This window comes from Paenalcaligenes sp. Me52 (assembly GCF_050487965.1).
GTDB lineage: Bacteria > Pseudomonadota > Gammaproteobacteria > Burkholderiales > Burkholderiaceae_B > Paenalcaligenes.
In genome coordinates, this window is the sequence record NZ_JBKQFO010000001.1 from 498261 (window position 1) to 517187 (window position 18927).

Annotated in this window: 15 protein-coding genes; 8 read left to right on the plus strand and 7 right to left on the minus strand. The window is 51.0% G+C overall.

Going from position 1 to position 18927, the window contains the following annotated elements; genetic code table 11:
• Positions 1 to 4: 4 nt before the first annotated feature.
• From lptC to ACLO87_RS02315, 3 genes are read right to left on the minus strand one after another with little or no spacing between them, the layout of a single operon-like run.
• Positions 5 to 610, minus strand: a complete 606-nt coding sequence (gene lptC / locus ACLO87_RS02305) for an LPS export ABC transporter periplasmic protein LptC (RefSeq protein ID WP_430222685.1) — start codon at positions 608 to 610, stop codon at positions 5 to 7.
• An 8-nt stretch (positions 611 to 618) separates the two neighbouring features.
• Positions 619 to 1227 (minus strand): KdsC family phosphatase, encoded by a 609-nt coding sequence (locus ACLO87_RS02310; RefSeq protein WP_135863075.1) that lies wholly within the window; start codon positions 1225 to 1227, stop codon positions 619 to 621.
• 1 nt (position 1228) lies between these two features.
• Positions 1229 to 2218: a KpsF/GutQ family sugar-phosphate isomerase gene (locus ACLO87_RS02315; RefSeq protein WP_430222686.1), complete on the minus strand. Its 990-nt coding sequence runs from the start codon at positions 2216 to 2218 to the stop codon at positions 1229 to 1231.
• A gap of 157 nt (positions 2219 to 2375) precedes the next feature.
• On the opposite strand from ACLO87_RS02315, the gene ACLO87_RS02320 reads away from it, so the two are divergent.
• The 7 genes from ACLO87_RS02320 (at position 2376) to ACLO87_RS02350 (ending at position 9967) form a co-directional block, all read left to right on the plus strand.
• A complete protein-coding gene (locus ACLO87_RS02320; protein WP_135863071.1) occupies positions 2376 to 2945 on the plus strand; it encodes a GbsR/MarR family transcriptional regulator in 570 nt (189 codons plus the stop codon).
• Positions 2938 to 4512, plus strand: coding sequence for a cytochrome ubiquinol oxidase subunit I (locus ACLO87_RS02325; protein WP_135863070.1), 1575 nt, complete (start codon positions 2938 to 2940; stop codon positions 4510 to 4512). The genes ACLO87_RS02320 and ACLO87_RS02325 overlap by 8 nt, the downstream gene beginning before the upstream one ends.
• A 13-nt stretch (positions 4513 to 4525) precedes the next feature.
• The gene (cydB, locus tag ACLO87_RS02330; RefSeq protein WP_135863068.1) at positions 4526 to 5680 is read left to right on the plus strand and encodes a cytochrome d ubiquinol oxidase subunit II; all 1155 of its coding nucleotides are present in this window, start codon (positions 4526 to 4528) and stop codon (positions 5678 to 5680) included.
• A 17-nt stretch (positions 5681 to 5697) separates the two neighbouring features.
• Entirely contained in the window at positions 5698 to 5835 is a 138-nt protein-coding gene (gene cydX, locus ACLO87_RS02335; RefSeq protein WP_430220904.1) for a cytochrome bd-I oxidase subunit CydX, read from the plus strand.
• A gap of 2 nt (positions 5836 to 5837) precedes the next feature.
• Positions 5838 to 7619, plus strand: coding sequence for a thiol reductant ABC exporter subunit CydD (gene cydD, locus ACLO87_RS02340; protein ID WP_430222687.1), 1782 nt, complete (start codon positions 5838 to 5840; stop codon positions 7617 to 7619).
• On the plus strand, positions 7616 to 9274 hold the full coding sequence (cydC, locus tag ACLO87_RS02345) for a thiol reductant ABC exporter subunit CydC (protein WP_430222688.1): 1659 nt from the start codon (positions 7616 to 7618) through the stop codon (positions 9272 to 9274). Before cydD ends, cydC begins: the two co-directional genes overlap by 4 nt.
• A gap of 117 nt (positions 9275 to 9391) precedes the next feature.
• Entirely contained in the window at positions 9392 to 9967 is a 576-nt protein-coding gene (locus ACLO87_RS02350; RefSeq protein WP_135865071.1) for an adenine phosphoribosyltransferase, read from the plus strand.
• Positions 9968 to 10708: 741 nt separating this feature from the next.
• Here ACLO87_RS02350 and ACLO87_RS02355 read toward each other — a convergent pair.
• The 4 genes from ACLO87_RS02355 to ACLO87_RS02370 all read right to left on the minus strand — a co-directional run bounded on the left by ACLO87_RS02355 (position 10709) and on the right by ACLO87_RS02370 (position 17288).
• Positions 10709 to 11197, minus strand: a complete 489-nt coding sequence (locus ACLO87_RS02355) for a HugZ family pyridoxamine 5'-phosphate oxidase (RefSeq protein ID WP_430222689.1) — start codon at positions 11195 to 11197, stop codon at positions 10709 to 10711.
• Between the two features lie 29 nt (positions 11198 to 11226).
• The gene (gene pncB / locus ACLO87_RS02360) at positions 11227 to 12429 is read right to left on the minus strand and encodes a nicotinate phosphoribosyltransferase (protein WP_135865067.1); all 1203 of its coding nucleotides are present in this window, start codon (positions 12427 to 12429) and stop codon (positions 11227 to 11229) included.
• Between the two features lie 124 nt (positions 12430 to 12553).
• Positions 12554 to 16489, minus strand: a complete 3936-nt coding sequence (locus ACLO87_RS02365) for a DUF3683 domain-containing protein (RefSeq protein ID WP_430222690.1) — start codon at positions 16487 to 16489, stop codon at positions 12554 to 12556.
• 235 nt (positions 16490 to 16724) lie between these two features.
• On the minus strand, positions 16725 to 17288 hold the full coding sequence (locus ACLO87_RS02370) for a YqaA family protein (protein WP_135863201.1): 564 nt from the start codon (positions 17286 to 17288) through the stop codon (positions 16725 to 16727).
• Positions 17289 to 17408: 120 nt separating this feature from the next.
• Here ACLO87_RS02370 and ilvA point away from each other — a divergent pair, with 120 nt between their 5' ends.
• Complete coding sequence (gene ilvA, locus ACLO87_RS02375) at positions 17409 to 18917, plus strand: threonine ammonia-lyase, biosynthetic (protein ID WP_135863199.1); 1509 nt, start codon at positions 17409 to 17411, stop codon at positions 18915 to 18917.
• Positions 18918 to 18927: the final 10 nt, after the last annotated feature.

Here is an 18927-nt window from a genome sequence, read left to right on the forward strand (position 1 = left end):
ATCTTCAAGGGTTGGAGGAAGACTGACGTTCTTGTCGGTCTTGGCCTGATATTTTGACATCTGAGGCGGAAAATACCTCAAGTTGACGCGTGGTGTTGTTGTAGCGCATGCCGGTGCCGCGCATGGTGGAATTACCATTCACCACCAAGGCAGGTTCTTCGGTGTGTACTACGTCTTCATCTGGCAAAATCACCAGCACTTCACTGCGTACATCTAAGGGCTTACGTTCGGCATCAGGCAAACGTTGAGCATGTGCATCGCCTACCAAGGTGATGCGGCTACCGTCTTGGTCCATGATGGCGGTGTTTGCCGTGGCAATCATAATGGGAGAGTCTACTTGATTGCTAACCGCACGAGCGTCAGTGATTTCGTAAGAGTCGTCGTCAGGGAAGTGCAGCATATGCTTGCCTTCTAGACGGTTTAACGCACGACCTTGCTCGTCACTACGCACCAAGATAAAGTTCTTGGCCCATGAGTCAGGCTCATGGGTGAAACGTCGTGGGGGGTCTACTTCAATAGAACGGTGCGTATAGTCGGCCGCCCACCATGTGCCTGCAACCAAAATGGTCAGCAGTATCATCGCAACGAGTGAAGGCAGTTTTTCGCGCATGTTAAGCCTTACTGGATGGAGCCAGCCGTGTTAAAGGTTCTGGGTTGTAAGCACGCGCCCAGTTTGCCTTGTGCGGCCAAAATAAGATCACAGCACTCGCGCACAGCGCCTGAGCCACCATCTTGTGCAGCTACCCAATGGGCCACTTGTGAAATGTAAGGGGGCGCATTCGGTACGCTAGCAGCAAAGCCCACACGTTGCATCGCCATCAAATCAATAATGTCATCGCCCATGTAGCCAATTTCAGAAAGGTTTAGCCCCATTTTGGTGGCGATTTCTTGGATTACTGGCAGCTTGTCGCTAATGCCTTGGTGTACTTCAGCAATGCCCAGATCGGCAGCGCGTCGGGCCACAATAGCACCTTGTCGGCCTGTTACCAACGCGACGTGTACGCCGTTTTCTTTGAGTAGACGCAGACCCAAACCATCCAAAGCATGGAAAGCTTTGAGGGCTTCGCCGTGCTCACCATACCAGAGGCGGCCATCAGTCAGTACGCCATCAACATCAAAGACCATCAGTCGGATGGCTTTGAGACGTTGCTGCAGTGACGCGTCTACACGCGCCAAGATTAAGGCTTCTACAGGGTGTGGAGCAGTGAGTGGTGTGTTTTGAGACATGTTAGATCACCTTCGCAGCCAGCAAGTCATGCATATGCAGTGCACCAATGAGCTGGCCTTGCGGGTCTGTGATAAGTACTTGATGGATACGGTTGTCGTCCATCATGCGGGCGGCTTCTATAGCCAAAGCTTGGGCAGAAATTTGACGCGGCGAGGGAGTCATGCCTGTGGAAACGGTGGCCTCGCGTATGTCGCCTTGCTTAGCAATCAGCCTACGTAGGTCGCCGTCGGTAAAAATACCCACAGGACGTCGTTGAGCGTCAACTACGATGGTCATCCCCATACCTTTGGCTGACATTTCTGCCAAAGCATCGGTAACCAGTGTGTCGGTATGTACTATAGGTAGCGCATCGCCTTGGCGCATGACGTCACGCACAAAGGTGAGCAACTGTTTGCCTAGCGCGCCACCAGGGTGTGAGCGAGCAAAGTCTTCAGCGCTAAAACCACGCGCCTCTAAACATGCTACAGCTAACGCATCGCCTAGCACTAAGCAGGCGGTGGTGCTGGCAGTAGGCGCTAAATTCAGAGGGCAGGCTTCTTGATCTATATGTACATCTAAATGCAGGTCTGCACTTTGTGCCAACTCAGACTGGTCGTTACCGGTCATGGCAATCAATTTGATGCCTAGACGTCGAGTTACGGTGAGTACAGTGATGAGTTCTTGCGCTTTGCCTGAATAGGACAAGGCAATCACCAAGTCGTCTTCGGTAATCATGCCCAAGTCGCCATGCAGGGCTTCTGCTGCATGCATGAAGAAAGCAGGGGTACCAGTGGAAGCTAAGGTCGCAGCGATTTTTCGCGCAATATGGCCAGATTTGCCAATACCTGTGACTACCACTCTACCTTTGCAATTCAGCAACAGGCCTACCGCTTTGACGAGGTTGTCATTTAGCCTGCCTCGCAATGCTTGCAAAGCATGAGTCTCTATATCGAATGTGCGCTGAGCCGAAGCAATAACGCGTTTTGGATCCGGTGTGATGAAGGCTCTCATAGCAAAATTTCTACCCTAATCGCGTATTTTAGCTGGTCTTTGCCTACTTGCGGAGAAGTAATGATTTAAAGCTTGAGGCTTGAATAGGCCAGTGCATAGGACTATGATTCTGTAATTATTGCAATTTCAGTAATTACTGAAACTTCAGGAGTTAGAGATGGTATTGGACCAGCAGGCCGAACGCTTTATTTTGCATTTCGGTGAAATGGGTGGGCGCTGGGGCGTAAATCGAACAGTGGGGCAGATTTACGCATTGTTGTTTTTGTCTCCTGAGCCTTTGCACGCAGAAGAGATTGCAGAAACCTTAAAAATCTCACGCTCCAATGTGAGCATGAGTCTGCACGAGTTGCAGTCTTGGCGACTGGTGTTGCTGAGCCACAAAGTGGGTGATCGCCGGGATTACTTTGAATCACCCAAAGATGTTTGGGAGATCTTTCGCATCCTAGTTGAGGAGAAACGTAAGCGCGAGATTGATCCTACGCTGACCCTGTTGCGTTCCATGTTGATGGAGCAACCAGACGGTGCACGTGAGGAATACGAACATCAACGAATTGCGGCAATGTTGGAACTGATAGAACTGGCTACGGGTTGGTTTGATGAGATCCAAAATTTGCCGCCAGAAACCTTACAGAGCTTGATGAAGCTCGGTTCTAAGGTACAGAAGGTGTTGGGCCTAGTGGGCAAGGTCCGAAAAAGTGTGAAGTTATCCGGAGATCAACATGATTGATTTAGACGTGGTGACATTGTCGAGGTGGCAGTTTGCCTCTACCGCAATGTTTCACTTTCTTTTTGTTCCCTTAACCTTAGGGTTATCGTTCTTGCTTGCCATTATGGAGAGCGTGTACGTCATGACGGGCAAAGCCATTTGGCGCCGTATGACCATGTTCTGGGGCAAGCTGTTTGGTATCAACTTTGCGCTAGGGGTGGGAACCGGGGTAGTGATGGAGTTCCAGTTCGGGATGAACTGGGCATACTACAGTCACTACGTGGGTGATATTTTTGGGGCACCGCTGGCCATTGAGGGTTTGATGGCCTTCTTCTTGGAAGCAACTTTTGTAGGGTTGTTCTTCTTTGGTTGGGATAGGCTGTCCAAAGTAAGCCACTTGGTGGTGACGTGGTTGGTAGCTTTTGGTGCGAACTTCTCCGCGCTGTGGATTCTGATTGCTAATGGCTGGATGCAAAACCCAGTAGGTGCCATTTTCAATCCTGAAACCATGCGTATGGAAATGACCAACTTTGCTGAGGTGCTGTTTAACCCTGTGGCACAAGCGAAGTTTGTACACACGGTTAGCTCCGGCTACGTGTTGGGTGCAGCGTTTGTTGTAGGGGTAAGTGCTTGGTACGTTTTGCGCGGACGTCACCTGGAAATCGCACGTAGATCCCTGACTGTTGCTGCGAGCTTCGGTTTGGCTGCTTCATTGTCTGTTGTGGTGTTGGGTGATGAAAGTGGTTACCTCACTACAGAGCACCAGCAAATGAAAGTAGCGGCTATGGAAGCAATGTGGGAAACAGAACCCGCACCAGCTAGCTTCAAACTGTTCGCGATTCCTGATCAGGAAAAACGTGAAAACATTATAGAGCTGGATATTCCATGGGCGATGGGCATTATCGGTACGCGTTCATTGAGTACCGAAATGGCCGGTATCAATGATTTGGTTGCCCATGCGCAAGTACGTATACGCAATGGTTTGTTGGCTTACGATGCTTTGCAAAAAGTGCGTGCTGATAAAACCGATAGCGAAGCACGTGCTGTGTTTGACGCTCACTGGCAAGACTTAGGTTATGCCTTGCTGCTTAAACGTCATGTGAGTGACATGAGCGAAGTCACCGACGAACAAATTGCACAAGCTGCGTGGGATACCGTTCCACAAGTGGCACCGCTGTTCTGGAGCTTCCGAATCATGGTGGCACTGGGCTTCTACTTTATTGCTTTCTTTGCTGTGGCTTTCTTCTTGGCTTCCAAAGACCGCATTACCAACAGCAAACGTTTCCTTAAAGTGGCGCTATGGACTATTCCTTTACCGTGGGTTGCGATTGAGTGTGGTTGGTTTGTCGCCGAGTTTGGTCGTCAGCCATGGATTATTGAAGGCGTACTGCCTACTTACTACGCCGCTTCAGGCTTGAGCGTGACCGATCTAGTGATCAGTATGGCCGTCTTTATGGGGCTATATACCACGTTGGCAGTGATTGGTATCAAGGTGATGCTGCTCTCCATACGTAAAGGTCCAGATGAGCAGAGCCCAGAGCCTAATGTACCGCTCACACCAAAGACTAGTGTGCTAGGCGCGGAGTAATAAGGGGAAAACCATGGATTCATTTATTTTGCTTGATTACGATACCCTGCGCATTATTTGGTGGCTGTTGCTAGGCGTATTGTTGGCACTGTTCGCAGTGATGGACGGGGCGGATATTGGTGTGGCGATGCTGTTGCCAGCCGTAGCCAAAACCGATGATGAACGACGTGTGTTGTACAACGTGATTGGCCCTGTCTGGGAAGGTAACCAAGTGTGGTTGATTCTAGGCGGTGGTGCGATTTTTGCGGCATGGCCAGTGCTGTATGCGATGGCATTTTCGGGTTTCTACCTTGCTATGCTGCTGCTGTTGGTCGCGCTGATTGTGCGTCCGGTAGCGATCAAATACCGCAGCAAATTAGAATCGCAGCAGTGGCGTAATCGTTGGGATGCTATTTGGTGCTTGAGTGGTGTGGTGTCCGCTCTGGTGTTTGGTGTGGCGATTGGTAACGTGCTGTTGGGCGTGCCATTTGGTTTTGATCCTGAAACGCTGCGCCCACTGTATACCGGTAGTTTCTTTGGCTTGTTTACACCCTTTGCCTTGTTGACCGGCGTGGTCAGTATTTTGCTGTTGGCTTTCCAAGGTGCTGTTGTGCTGTCGTGGAAAACCGAAGGGCTGATTGCACAGCGCGCAATACGGTGCGCCCGAGTTACTGGTTTGCTAATGTTGCTGCTCTTTATTGGGGCGGGCGTGTGGGTGGCTACAGGCTTAGAAGGCCAAGTGGTTACTTCTGCGATTGAGCCTGGCGCATTCTCTAACCCATTGAGCAAAACAGTAGAAGTGACAGCAGCGGGTGGTTGGATGTTGAACTTCAGCCTTTACAGCTGGATGTGGTTAGCCCCCATGATTGCGGTGTTGGCCGCATTGGTAGCCGTTTTCTTAGTTGCGCGTGGTTCACTGTTCGCGGTGTTCTGCTCGTCGGTATCTGTGATTGCTGTTGTGCTGACCTTTGGTTTCGCGTTATTTCCGTTCTTGCTGCCATCGTCGTCCCAGCCAGATGCCGGGTTAACCATCTACGATGCGTCCGCAAGCCATCTCACTTTATGGGTAATGCTGTTGGTTACTTGCATTTTCTTACCAATGATCATTGCTTACACCAGTTGGGTGTATAGCGTGATGCGCGGCAAGGTAACGGCAGACAGCGTGCATAACGCTCCCCATTCCTATTGATTTGCGAGGGCTGTATTATGTGGTACTTTTCTTGGATATTGGGTTTGAGTCTAGCTTGTGCGTTCTCTATCCTGAATGCCATGTGGTTTGAGTTAAGGGTAGTGAATTCACAGAATAGACAACAGAACGATACGTCAACGCTGTCTAATGAGTAACTGTGACTAAATCATTGGCTGTTTCCTCCCCCCGCGCGAAACGTAGCGGGGGGTGGCTAGCGCAATCTTGGCGACTAGCCCCCAGACGTATGCTCTGGGCATTATGTGCACCTTTGTTAGCAGGGGTGCTATTTTTGTTTCAGGCCTGGTGGCTGGCAGATATTTTGGACCGAGCTGTGATTGGTCATGCCGCGCTACAGCAGTTATGGCCCGCTATCAGCATCGTGGCAGGACTCTTGTTGGTCAGAGCGTTGTTGGTCTGGTCTGGTGAGAGGGCGGCAAGCTCAGGTGCTGAACACATTAAACATTGGCTACGGGCTACCTTGATGCAGCGCTTGCTGAATAAGGGGCCGACGTGGTCACGTCAACACCCATCGGGTGAGCTGACCACCGCATTAATAGATCACGTGGAAGCCTTAGAAGGCTATTTGCAGCGTTACATGTCTGCAGCCGTAGCGGCGGTGTTTTTACCGTTGTTATTGGCGGTCGTGGCAATGGGCGTGGACATCGTCGTGGGGCTGCTGTTATTGCTGACCGCACCATTGATTCCCGTTTTTATGGCATTGGTAGGCTGGGGGGCAGAAGCTGCTAACCAAAAATACCATCAAGCCTTGCAACGTTTGTCGGGCATTTTTGGCGATCGCGTCAAAGGCGTATTTACCTTGGTACTGTTTGGCAGAGCCAAGGAAGAAGTAGAAGCAGTACAACAAGCCAGCCAAGACTTAGGCAAAACCACCATGAAGGTGTTGCGTATTGCCTTCTTGTCTTCGGCGGTGTTGGAACTGTTTGCCGCACTGGGTGTGGCGGGTGTGGCGGTATATATAGGTTTGAGCTACTTGGGCATGTTGGGTGATAACTTCACGGGCATGACCTTACAGCAAGGGCTTTTCTGTTTGTTCTTAGCGCCCGAGGTGTATCAACCTTTGCGCCAGCTGGCAGCGAGCTATCACGACCGAGCACAAGCAAAATCAGCCATTACCTCGTTGGAAGCTATTTTCAAAACCTTGCCTGCTGTTCCTAATAAGAACGTGGAACTCACTAGTAATGAGGCACCAGAAGCCAAGTGGGAAGGCGTAAGCGTGCGACTACCCATGACAGACTCTAACGGTGTAACACCTGCTTTGCAGGTAGAAGGTTTTAGTTTGACTGCGCCAGGTACCGAGACAGTACTGCTTAAGCCTGTTTCGTTTACGGTGAATAAGGGCGAGTCCATTGCCCTGCAGGGTAGCAGTGGCAGTGGCAAAACCACCTTACTAGAAAGTGTAGTGGGGTTACGTGCACGGCATAGCGGGGAAGTGCGTCTCTATACAGAAGGTGCAGGCAGCAACGATGGTGAGCTCGGATTTTTACCGGGTGTGTGCTTATTGAGTGCACATCCCTTTTTATCCGGTGAAACCGTAGAGCAGGTATTAAAACTTGCTGCACCTGAGGCTTCTGAAGCGCAAATGTGGAACGCCTTGGCAAAAGTAGATATGGAGCATGTACTACGTACGCAGCATGCCGGTTTGCAAACGTTACTGGGTACTCGGGGCTATGGTCTATCGGGTGGGCAATTGCAGCGTATCGCATTGGCTAGACTTTTCTTGTGCGAGGCCGATTTGGTGCTGATGGATGAACCTACCGCACACTTGGATGCACGTACTCGCGATGTGGTGTTAGATGCTATTTTGGCCTTCTGTGCAGACAAAGCGTTGATTATTGCTACTCATGATCCAGCCGTAGCAGCACGATTGCAGCGGCAATGGAGCTTACAAGATCAAACATTAAGCGGGGTACAGTCATGACGCTATGGTGGGGATTATGTCGTGATTGGCTAGTACGACGTCGCTGGTTGGTGTTGGGCAGTATTTTGGTGGCCTTGGGCACGGTAGTGGCAGGGGTGGGGCTGTTAGCGGTAGCGGGGTGGTTCCTGACGGGGACCTTTATTGCTGCTTCTATGCTTAGCTTTAACTTGTTTGGTCCTTCCGCTCTGGTACGTGGTTTGTCTATGTGGCGTATTGCCTCACGCTACGTGGAACGTATTACAGGCCATACCGTTACCTTGGAGTTGCAGGCCGAAATACGGGCGCAGACTTTTGCACAACTGATGCAGTTACCGCCTTCTGAGTTAGCTAAATACCGAGATGGCGATTTAGTGGCTAGGTTGGTCAACGACGTAGAACGTTTAGATAGCGTGTATCTGCTGTTGGTGGTGCCCACATGTACTGCTTTGTTGGGTGGCGGTATGTACTCGTGGCTAACAGGATCACAAATGCCATGGGGTGGCGTAGCGTTGGCCGCAGTGATTATTGTTGCTGCTGTGCTGATACCGTATGTGGTTGCGCGCAAAGCGGCAGCCGGTGGTATGCAATTGGCAGCACAGGTGGCGCAGGCACGTAGTGTTTTGCATGACACCATTGCTGCGCACGTAGATGTGGTCGTATTTAACGCAACCGACAGTGCTAAAGCACGGTTTGAGCAGTTAAGCCGTTTGTTATCTGCGCAGCGTGAAAAATTAGCAGCCATCGCTAGTTGGGGAAGTTTGTGGCAACAGTGTTGTATGGCGCTCACTATTGTGGCTTTGGTCGCTATAGGTGTAGATGCGTACAGTAAAGAACTACTGACTGGTCCAATGTGGGTGGGCTTGGTGTTGGGGGCGTTAGGGCTATTCGAAATCATGGCGCCTTTAATGCGTGGTGCAGCAGGTTTAGGCGTGGCCAGTGCGGCGGCGTCGCGCTTGGGTATGCTGCGCAGCGCTGATGAGAAAATGCCTTCTGGTTCTACCCTGTTACCCGATCACGGCGAGCTGTTGACGCAGGATTTGCATGTGGGTTTCGATGTGAACGTACCGCTGTTGAAAGACGTGACATTACGCATTCCACAAGGTGGTAGGTGTTTAATTCGTGGTGTCAGTGGTTCAGGGAAAACCACATTGCTACAAACCTTGATGGGTGTGCAGCCTGCGTTAGTCGGACAGGTGCTGTATGGTGAAGTCGATGTGCAGCAAAGTCCTACGGATCAGCGTTTCCAACGTTTTGCCTTGTTGTCGCAGCACTCTACCGTGTTCATGGGTAGCCTACGTTATAACCTGACGTTGGGCTGCGCAAATGCCTCGGATGAGCAACTATGGGATGCGCTACAGCGCGTACGCCTTGCTGATTTTGTACGCAGCTTGCCAGAAGGTTTAGACAGTTGGATAGGTGAGGGTGGTAATACCTTATCCACCGGCCAAGCGCGTAGGCTGTGTTTAGCGCGTATTGTGTTAGCCCCGGCAAGTGTGTGGTTCTTAGACGAACCTACTAGCGGCCTGGATAGAGCCAACGCGCATGCCTTGCTACAGGACGTGCTGCAGTTTGCCGGTACACGTAGCGTCATCATGGTGAGCCATGATGAAGTGCCCGAAGGATGCTTTGAGCAAGAATGGCAAGTGCAAGGTGAGACATTGCAGCGGGTCGCCTAGGGAACGTTCCTTTTAGGATACGTTCCCGGTTTTATCTGGTGCTATTGTGTACACTGCACATGTGCCTGCAGTGCATCCTGCGCTGTGGCCTTTTTTGTGTCTAGAGTTAGTAGAAACATGCATACTGATCCCGCTAATTACATCCGTAACACGATACGCAGCGTACCGGACTGGCCAAAGCCAGGCGTGATGTTCCGTGACATTACGCCTGTGTTGCAAGATCCTCAAGCGTTCCGTGTACTGATTGATTTATTCGTATACCGCTACATGCGTCAGCGTCTGGACCTAATAGCAGGCATTGATGCGCGTGGTTTCATCGTTGGGTCTGTATTGGCCTACGAACTGAATCTGGGCTTTGTTCCCGTACGCAAAAAAGGCAAATTGCCTTTCCAGACCGTCGCTGAAGAGTACTCATTGGAATACGGTAATGCATCCGTTGAAATGCATACGGATTCAGTGCGTCCCGGCCAACGTGTCTTGTTGATTGATGACCTGATCGCCACGGGCGGTACCATGATTGCTGCATCTCGTTTGTTGCAGCGTTTGGGTGCGAACGTGATTGAAGCAGCTGCTATCATCGACTTGCCTGACTTGGGTGGTTCAGCAGGTGTGCGCGAAACAGGCTTGCCGGTGTACACCGTTTGTGAGTTTGATGAGTCGTTGCCTGATCCAGATGCTTTACCCGGTCAGTAATACAGAGGTTGCCGGTATAGGCTGATCTACTGTTAGCGACTAAACCCCTGGTTTTTGCCGGGGGTTTGTTGTTTGTGGTGGTGGTTTTTTGCTTCTTACTGTGAGTAAGGGGTAAGCTGAGCCGCTGCATTCATCGCATACGCTGGGGACTGCAGGAATACTTTTTGTGATTTGAGACACCAAATCAAAAAGTTTCCTCTCCGTCCCCCGGTTGTTCTGAGTGTGGCTAGGTTTACAGCCCTTTCTTTAGTCGCGGTATTTTCAGCGACAGAAAGATCCATCACCTTCAATGGCAACTTCTCTCTAACTCGTTGCAAGCGACAGCAGTTGTCGGTCAGCATGTTGAGGGAGCATTCATTGCATGCGCAGGGGGGACTGCAGGAATACTTTTTGTGATTTGAGACACCAAATCAAAAAAGTTTCCCTCCACCCCCCGATTGTTCTCAATGCGGTGAGGCTTACAGCCCTTTATTCTGTGGCGATGGTCTTGTGGCGTTTGGCTGTTTTTATCTATTCTTAGTGATAGAGCTGCTTGTTGACGGGGGTGTGGGAATGCTTCTTTCTTGGCTGCAGAAGTACTCATGAGCCACAGTTGTGACCACTCCCAAACCGTGGCAAGCGATGGAGGGAAAACGGAGGAAAGTATTTTTTTATTTGGTGGTCAAATTAAAAAATATTTTTCGCAGTGCTAGCTACTGCAGCCAGTGGTGAGCATGTTGATGTCACACTCATCGCCACGTCTTACGCCCCTTGGCGTATACGAGCGCAAACGTCTTCCGCATTGAGCGTGCGAGCGGCACCAAATCCTGCTACGTGTCGTACGCGTTGTACGGTCAGCGCAAAGAAATGGAAGTCGGTGAAGTCCGTCATAAAGGCTACATCAGGGAAGCGGGTCAAGTAGGCGTCGCGGGCAGCTTCTCGTTCTGGAGTGTTGCGCTCTAGTAGCGTAGCTTCTACTTGTAATGTGACTCTGGGCAGATCGTGCACACCGGCATTTTCAGTCGGTGTTTGGCAAATCATCAGCGAGGCTAGAGGTCGCTCTTTGATATAGCGTGTGTGTGCGGCCATGTCGCTGATGTGTATCAGCAGTCGGCCATGTTCTGTATCTAGGGCGAAGGGCACCATGGACACAAAAGGCAGGCCTTGGTTCGTTAGGGTGCCGAATGAAGCCAGTCGCTGCTGTTGCAGCAACTGGTACAGCGAATCCAAAAAAACTTGATGTGTGGACATAAGCGCTTAATGGAAAAGCCAGAGTGAGTTTACTGGTAGTGGTTAAACACCTGACGCAGGTAGGCGAGGAAGGTTTCATCATCACACATGGTTTTACCTGCAGAGTCAGACAGTTTTGCGGTAGACGCACCGTTGCAGCTGACCAGTTTCATAACGATGTTCAGGGGCTGTGTGCCCATGTCATTAGTCAGGCTGGTGCCTATACCAAAACCAACCTGTATGCGGCTACCGAAGTATCTATACAGTTCAATGGCGCTGTCTATAGTCAGGCCATCCGAAAATACCAGACGTTTAGATTTAGGGTCTATACGCAGTTTTCGGTAGTGCTGAATGGCCAGATCGCCCCACCAGTATGGATCGCCAGAGTCATGGCGCAAACCATCAAACAGTTTGGCGAAATACAGGTCGAAATCGTTGAGGAAGGCTTGCATGCCTACGGTGTCGGTAAGGGCTATACCCAAGTCACCACGGTATTCTTGTACCCAGTCTTCCATAGCAGCTTTTTGGAAATCGCGTAAACGCACGGAACCAAAAGCTTGGAAGGATTGGAAGTATTCGTGTGCCATGGTGCCGATGGGCACCAAGTTGTGTTTTCTGGCTAAGTAAACGTTAGAGGTACCTTTAAAAAACTCAGGTACTTGGCGAGCCAAGGTGCCGATGACTTCATCGTGCCACGCAGCACTGTAGCGTCTACGTAGACCAAAATCCGATACGTCGAAACTGAAGGTTTCTTGTTTTTCTTGGCCGAAGCGTTTCAGGCGTTGGATTTTGTCTGCCAGACGTTGGCGGCCTTCGGTCAGCAGTGTCAGCGGATCAAAGCGTCTGAAGTACAGCTCGTTCACAATGGCGAGCACAAAAATCTCGAAGCCCATTACGTGTACTTGTGGGCCTTCGGCAATGATGATCAGGCGTTCGCCATCGGTTTCTACGCGTATAAAACGGCGTTGGAAACGGAATAGCGATAGGAAGTCGATGAAGTCAGACTTCAAGTAGCGCAGTTGGCTCAGGTAGTCTAATTCTTCTTGGCTGAAGTGCAGGCTGCACAGGTGATTCAGTTGTGCCTCTACTTCTTCTGCCAGCTCAGCCATAGGATAGGCAGTCTGGTTACGGCACAAGAACTCGTAGCGTGCTTGAGTGGCTGGATGGCGATGCAGCATGGCCTGCCACATCGTAAATTTGTAGAGATCAGTTTCCAGTAACGACGTAATTACTGGAGAAAACGGGACATTCATCGTGAACTACACACCAAATGCATCATGCAGAGAACTACAGTCTACCTGCATTTCTCTGCATAATGCTCATTTTGTGCATAATTTCCCAGAAAACTCACAACGGCTATTCTGGGAAAGGATGTGATTACACCAGTACGCGTTCAATACCGCCGTTATTGGCCGATTTTACGTAGTTAGGCAGCCAGTCTGCACCCAAAATGTGCTTGGCCATTTCTACTACGATGTAGTCAGCTTCTACGCCAGTGTCGTCTTGGTAACGGGACAAACCTTGCAGACATGATGGACAGGAAGTCAGCATTTTGACTTCGCCATTAAAACCGTCAGCACGGATGCTGTCTTGGTTTTTCTGCAATTCTTCCTGTTTGCGGAAACGGATCTGGGTAGAAATGTCAGGGCGGGTGACCGCTAAGGTACCCGACTCACCGCAACATCTGTCGCTCTTGATGGTTTGATCGCCCACCAAGGCTTTTACGGTTTTCATTGGGTCCTGACGTTTCATTGGGGTATGGCAAGGATCGTGGTACATGTAACGTGTACCGTTGATGCCTTCTAGCTGAATACCTTTTTCCAGCAAGAACTCGTGAATATCAATCAGGCGGCAGCCAGGGAAGATGTTCTCGAATTCATACATGGAGAGCTGGTCGTAACAGGTACCACAGCTAACAACGACCGTTTTGATATCCAAGTAGTTCAGCGTGGTGGCCATACGGTGGAACAGCACGCGGTTATCGGTAATCATCTGGTCGGCTTTGTCTTTCTGGCCGCTACCACGTTGTGGGTAACCACAGCACAAGTAACCAGGAGGCAATACGGTTTGTACACCAGCGTGCCACAGCATAGCTTGGGTAGCCAAACCTACTTGTGAGAACAGACGTTCAGAACCACAGCCAGGGAAGTAAAACACCGCTTCGCTATCAGCGCTGGTGGCTGGGTTGCGAATAATAGGTACGTAGTCGGCATCCTCAATGTCCAAGAGTTTACGTGCAGTTTGCTTAGGCAAACCACCGGGCATTTTCTTGTTCACAAAGTGGATGACTTGTTCGCGAATGCTGGGCTTAGTTACCGAGGCTGGAGGTGCTTCGGTTTGTTTGTGTGCCGCACTGCTGAGCAAGTTGTTCGCCATGCGTTGGGCTTTGTAGCCTACTTCCAAGACTTTACGTGTGGTGTTGATCACGCGAGGGTCTTTGGCGTTCAGGAAGAACATGGCGGCCGATGAGCCGGGGTTGGACGATTTCTTGCCCATGCGGTTCAACAAGGCGCGCATTGCCATGGTGACGTCACCAAAGTCGATGTCTACCGGACAGGGGGTAAAACATTTGTGGCACAGCGTACAGTGGTCAGCTACGCCTTCAAAGTCTTCCCAGTGTTTTAGGCTAATACCGCGACGCGTTTGCTCTTCGTACAAGAAGGCTTCGATCAGCAGTGATGTGGCCAGAATCTTATTGCGTGGGGAGTACAGCAAGTTGGCGCGTGGCACGTGGGTGGCACAGACTGGCTTACATTTACCGCAACGCAAACAGTCTTTGATTGCGTGGGAAATCGAGCTAATTTCGCTACGCTGCATAATCAGCGATTCGTAACCCAGCAGGTTGAAGCTAGGCGTCCACGCACGACTCAAATCAGCACCTGGCATCAGTTTGCCAGCGTTGAAGTGGTTTTGCGGGTCTATACGACGTTTGTAATCTTGGAAGGGTTGCAGTTCTTCTTGTGTTAAGAACTCGTACTTAGTCAGGCCAATACCGTGCTCACCAGAAATCACGCCATCCAGACGACGGGCGATTTGCATAATGCGTTCTACGGTTTCATTGGCCTCTTGCAACATACCGTAGTCGTCAGAGTTGACCGGAATGTTGGTGTGTACGTTACCGTCACCAGCGTGCATGTGCAGAGCCACAAACACACGGCTTTTCAGTACTTTGTCGTGAATGGCTTGTAGTTCAGCCAATACCGCTGCACAGTCAGCGCCTGGGAAGTGTTCTTCCAAGCGCGAGCGCACTTCGGTTTTCCACGAGATACGCAGTGTGTGGTCTTGCAGCATTTCTACAATGCGTACATCGGGTTGAGCAGCAATACGTTCTTGCAAGGCAGGGATTACCGCCTCCAAGCCATGGGTACGCAAGGTATCCAGTTGCTCGGCAACAGGTGCATCCAGATTTTGCAGCATCCAGCTCCAGCGCTCACGCACGGATTGCAGGGTGGCCAACGCATCGTGCCTACGGTTTTCCAGTACCTCTTCGCGGGTGTGATCTGCATCGGCTGGGTCGGCCAGTTTGCCGATGGGCAAATCACCTTGCAGGAACTCTTCTAGCGAATCCAGCAAACGCAGTTTGTTGCGTGTGGACAGTTCAATATTGATGCGTTCGATTTCGTCGGTGTACTCGCCCATACGGTTGAGTGGAATCACCACGTCTTCGTTGATCTTGAAGGCGTTAGTGTGACGGGCAATCGCTGCAGTGCGGGAGCGGTCCAGCCAGAAGCGCTTACGGGCTTCAGGGCTAACAGCTACGAAACCTTCACCGTGACGGCTGTTGGCAATACGAACTACTTCACTAGCAGCGTGAGCAACGGCATCGGCATCATCACCCACGATATCGCCAATCAGAACCATTTTGGGCAGTACGCCGCGCTTGCTCTTGGTGGCATAGCCTACCGCGCGCAGATAACGTTCATCTAAGTGTTCCAGGCCTGCCAATAGTGCGCCGCGTTCTTTACCGTCGGTGTCTAGGTAGTTCTTCACTTCGACAATGGAAGGCACAGCATTACGCGCGCTGCCGAAGAACTCCATACAGACGGTACGGGTGTGTTCAGGCATGCGGTGCAAAATCCAGCGTGCAGAGGTAATTAGGCCATCACAGCCTTCTTTTTGCACACCGGGTAAGCCGGACAAGAATTTGTCGGTAACGTCTTTGCCCAAACCTACTTTACGGAAAGACTGGCCTTTGATGCGCAGGGTTTCGCTGCGTAGCAGTTTAGCGCCGGGTGCAAACGCACCATCAAACCATTGCAGATCGAAAACCGCTTCGTCTACTTCGTGGATTTTGCCCAGATTGTGATTAACACGGGTAACTTCTAACCAGTTACCTTCTGGGTCTACCATGCGCCACCAAGCGAGGTTATCCAGTGCAGTACCCCAGAGCACGGCTTTCTTACCGCCGGCGTTCATGGCAACGTTACCGCCCACACAGGAGGCATCAATCGACGTAGGGTCAACCGCAAATACACGGCCTGCTGCCGTCGCGGCATCAGCTACACGGCGAGTCACTACACCAGCACCGGACAAAATTGTGTGTACAGGCGTGTCTAGGCCGGGCATGGCAATGGCCTCAACAGGGCCAAGCGCTTCTAATTTCTCAGTGTTGATCACCGCAGAGCGAGGGCTAAGCGGAATAGCACCACCGGTGTATCCAGTACCACCCCCTCTAGGGATGATGGTCAGACCCAACTCCATACAGGCACGTACCAACGCAGCCATTTCAGCTTCATGGTCAGGGGTCAGTACAACAAAGGGGTATTCCACACGCCAGTCGGTGGCATCAGTCACATGGGAAACACGGGACAAACCATCGAACTTAATGTTGTCAGCCGCCGTGATGGCGCCTAGGCGTTTCACCGTGCGCTGACGTAAGTCACGCATGGTGGTGAATTCATTTTCAAATGCCGTGACAGCGTCTTTAGCACTGTGCAGCAAAAATTGTACTTTCTGGTCGCGCTCAGCAACGTCTACATCACGGCGCTTGTCGATTTCGTTCAAGCGGTGCTGCAAGGCTTCGATTAACTGGTGCAAACGTTTTGGGTTGTGCAGCAGGTCGTCTTGCAGATAGGGGTTGCGGCGCACTACCCAGATGTCGCCTAGCACCTCAAAAAGCATCTTGGCAGAACGGCCGGTACGGCGTTCGGAACGTAGCTCGCTGAGTTTTTCCCATGCTTCATCCCCGAGTAGACGCAAAACAATTTCGCGATCGGAGTAAGAAGTGTAGTTGTAGGGGATTTCACGCAGGCGTGTATTGAGCACCGTGGAGGAATGGGCGGCAAGATACTGGCTGGCGATGGGGGCGTTCATAAAATCTGGTGTGGCCTACAAGGCGAACAAGGATTGACTGAACGTCTTAGTTTAATTCATTCGTTGGTGTTCGGCTTGGCTAAGTGCGTGGATTGGCCGTTCTAGGGGTTAAAACGGGTCAAACTGTGGCTGCTTTACCATTTTTACTGTCAGTTCAGCCTGCGTCGTGAAAAGGCATGCAGGATGAGTGGCTTGTGCGTATAGGGCAAAGATGCGGCGGTTATTGCGGCCTTTATTACGACTGAGGTAACGATAGATCGCCCCAGCCCAGCATCGGAAACACCCACAGCAAGAAGGTGGTCATGATGATGTAGCGTAAACATTTACCTACAGCCATGTACGCGATACATGGGCCTAACGGTAAACGTAGCCAACCTGCGACGCTACATAAAGGGTCACCCACCACGGGTAACCATGACAGCAATAATGCGGGAGGCCCCAGTTTATCTAACCAGCGTTGTACGGTTTGATGCCAGCGGCCTGTGCGTGCATTTTTCTGCTCTTCGTCGCCATTGGCTTGTGGGTGGTTCTCTTTCCAGGCCTCGTAGGCACGGTGTGCGCCGGCCCCCATCCAGTAGCTGACTACGCCGCCCAAGGTATTACCGATGGTAGCGATGACTACCGCAGGCCAAAACATATGGGGTGAAACGGTGACGTAAGCAAAAACGGCGGGCTCAGAGCCCAGTGGCAAAAGTGTGGCCGAAATAAAACTGACCATGAAAATGGCTGTCAGTCCTATCTCGGGTAACGCCAAAGTTTGTAGCAACCAGTTGATGGATGTTTGCAGCCATGCTTCCATAGGGGAATGAGTACCTTGTGTATAGCGTGCCACGGGCGCTGATTTTATGGCACTCTATGTTATCCTTTTTTTCTTCTTGTCTATTTTTATATCTGTCGCGGGGTTTCGGCAGTCAGTATTATGTCCAACGACTATCTTAAACGCATTCTAACTTCTAGAGTCTATGACGTGGTGCGAGAAACACCACTTGAGCATGCCCCTTTGGCATCGGCGCGGTTGAACAACCGAATTTTGCTCAAGCGAGAAGACCAGCTGGATGTGTTCAGCTTCAAGCTGCGCGGTGCGTACAACAAAATGGCTCACCTTACCCCTGCAGAGTTGAAGCGCGGCGTGATTGCGGCCTCAGCGGGTAATCATGCTCAAGGCGTTGCATACTCTGCCAAGCGCTTGGGCACGCGTGCTGTGATTGTGATGCCTGAGACCACCCCACAATTAAAAATCGATGGCGTGCGACGTTTCGGTGGTGAAGTTGTGCTGGCAGGCGAAAGCTATTCCGATGCTTACGCGCATGCGCAAGAGCTGGAAAAGAAAGAAAAGCTCACCTTTGTGCACCCCTTTGATGATCCTTATGTGATCGCGGGGCAGGGCACTATTGGTATGGAAATTCTGCATCAACATCCAGGCCCTATAGATGCCGTATTTGTGCCTATTGGTGGTGGTGGTTTGATTTCGGGTGTGGCGGCTTACATCAAGCAATTGCGTCCTGAAATCAAAATTATTGGTGTACAGACAGAAGACTCCGCTGCAATGGCGCGTAGCGTCAAAGCTAACCGCAGATTGAACCTGACAGATGTGGGTTTGTTCTCAGACGGTACCGCGGTGAAACAAGTAGGTCAGGAGACCTTCCGTATCGCGCGTGAATATGTGGATGATTTCGTGTTGGTGGATACTGATGCCATCTGTGCGAGTATCAAAGATGTGTTCCAAGAAACACGCAGCGTGTTGGAACCCGCCGGTGCGTTGGGCTTAGCCGGTTTGAAACGTTATGCACAAGAGCATAAGCTGAAAAATAAAACGCTGATTGCCATTACCTCTGGCGCGAATATGAACTTCGACCGTTTGCGCTTTGTGGCAGAACGTGCAGATGTTGGTTTGGCGCGTGAAGCGGTATTTGTATTGAGCTTGCCTGAAGAGCAGGGTAGTTTCCGTCGTTTGACCGAGTCATTGGGTGATCGCTCCGTGACCGAATTCAACTACCGTATCTCTGATGCTAAGGAAGCCCATGTGTTTGTGGGTTTGCAGATTCAATCAGAAGCCGATATTACCAAGCTGGAAAACCACTTTGTGCGCAAAGGTTTCCCAACGTTAAATCTGACCGATAACGAAATGGCTAAAACTCACATTCGTTATATGGTGGGTGGTAGATCGCCATTGGCTGAGCACGAAGAACTGTATCGCTTTGAGTTCCCTGAGCGTCCAGGTGCGTTGCGTCGCTTCCTAAGCAGCATGAACCCTGACTGGAACATCAGCTTGTTCCACTACCGTAACCAAGGTGATGACTACGGTCGTATTTTGGTGGGCTTGCAGGTGCCGCCAGCCGATAAACAAGCGTTCAAAGAGTTTGTGAACGCGTTGGGTTACCCACACTGGCGTGAGACGCATAACCCTGTGTACAAGATGTTCTTGTAAGCATTGAGTC

Coding starts and splice junctions, on each gene's coding strand:
- lptC (WP_430222685.1), bottom strand. CDS start 610: ATGCGCGAAAAACTGCCTTCACTCGTTGCGATGATACTGCTGACCATT.
- ACLO87_RS02310 (WP_135863075.1), bottom strand. CDS start 1,227: ATGTCTCAAAACACACCACTCACTGCTCCACACCCTGTAGAAGCCTTA.
- ACLO87_RS02315 (WP_430222686.1), bottom strand. CDS start 2,218: ATGAGAGCCTTCATCACACCGGATCCAAAACGCGTTATTGCTTCGGCT.
- ACLO87_RS02320 (WP_135863071.1), top strand. CDS start 2,376: ATGGTATTGGACCAGCAGGCCGAACGCTTTATTTTGCATTTCGGTGAA.
- ACLO87_RS02325 (WP_135863070.1), top strand. CDS start 2,938: ATGATTGATTTAGACGTGGTGACATTGTCGAGGTGGCAGTTTGCCTCT.
- cydB (WP_135863068.1), top strand. CDS start 4,526: ATGGATTCATTTATTTTGCTTGATTACGATACCCTGCGCATTATTTGG.
- cydX (WP_430220904.1), top strand. CDS start 5,698: ATGTGGTACTTTTCTTGGATATTGGGTTTGAGTCTAGCTTGTGCGTTC.
- cydC (WP_430222688.1), top strand. CDS start 7,616: ATGACGCTATGGTGGGGATTATGTCGTGATTGGCTAGTACGACGTCGC.
- ACLO87_RS02350 (WP_135865071.1), top strand. CDS start 9,392: ATGCATACTGATCCCGCTAATTACATCCGTAACACGATACGCAGCGTA.
- ACLO87_RS02355 (WP_430222689.1), bottom strand. CDS start 11,197: ATGTCCACACATCAAGTTTTTTTGGATTCGCTGTACCAGTTGCTGCAA.
- pncB (WP_135865067.1), bottom strand. CDS start 12,429: ATGAATGTCCCGTTTTCTCCAGTAATTACGTCGTTACTGGAAACTGAT.
- ACLO87_RS02365 (WP_430222690.1), bottom strand. CDS start 16,489: ATGAACGCCCCCATCGCCAGCCAGTATCTTGCCGCCCATTCCTCCACG.
- ACLO87_RS02370 (WP_135863201.1), bottom strand. CDS start 17,288: ATGGAAGCATGGCTGCAAACATCCATCAACTGGTTGCTACAAACTTTG.
- ilvA (WP_135863199.1), top strand. CDS start 17,409: ATGTCCAACGACTATCTTAAACGCATTCTAACTTCTAGAGTCTATGAC.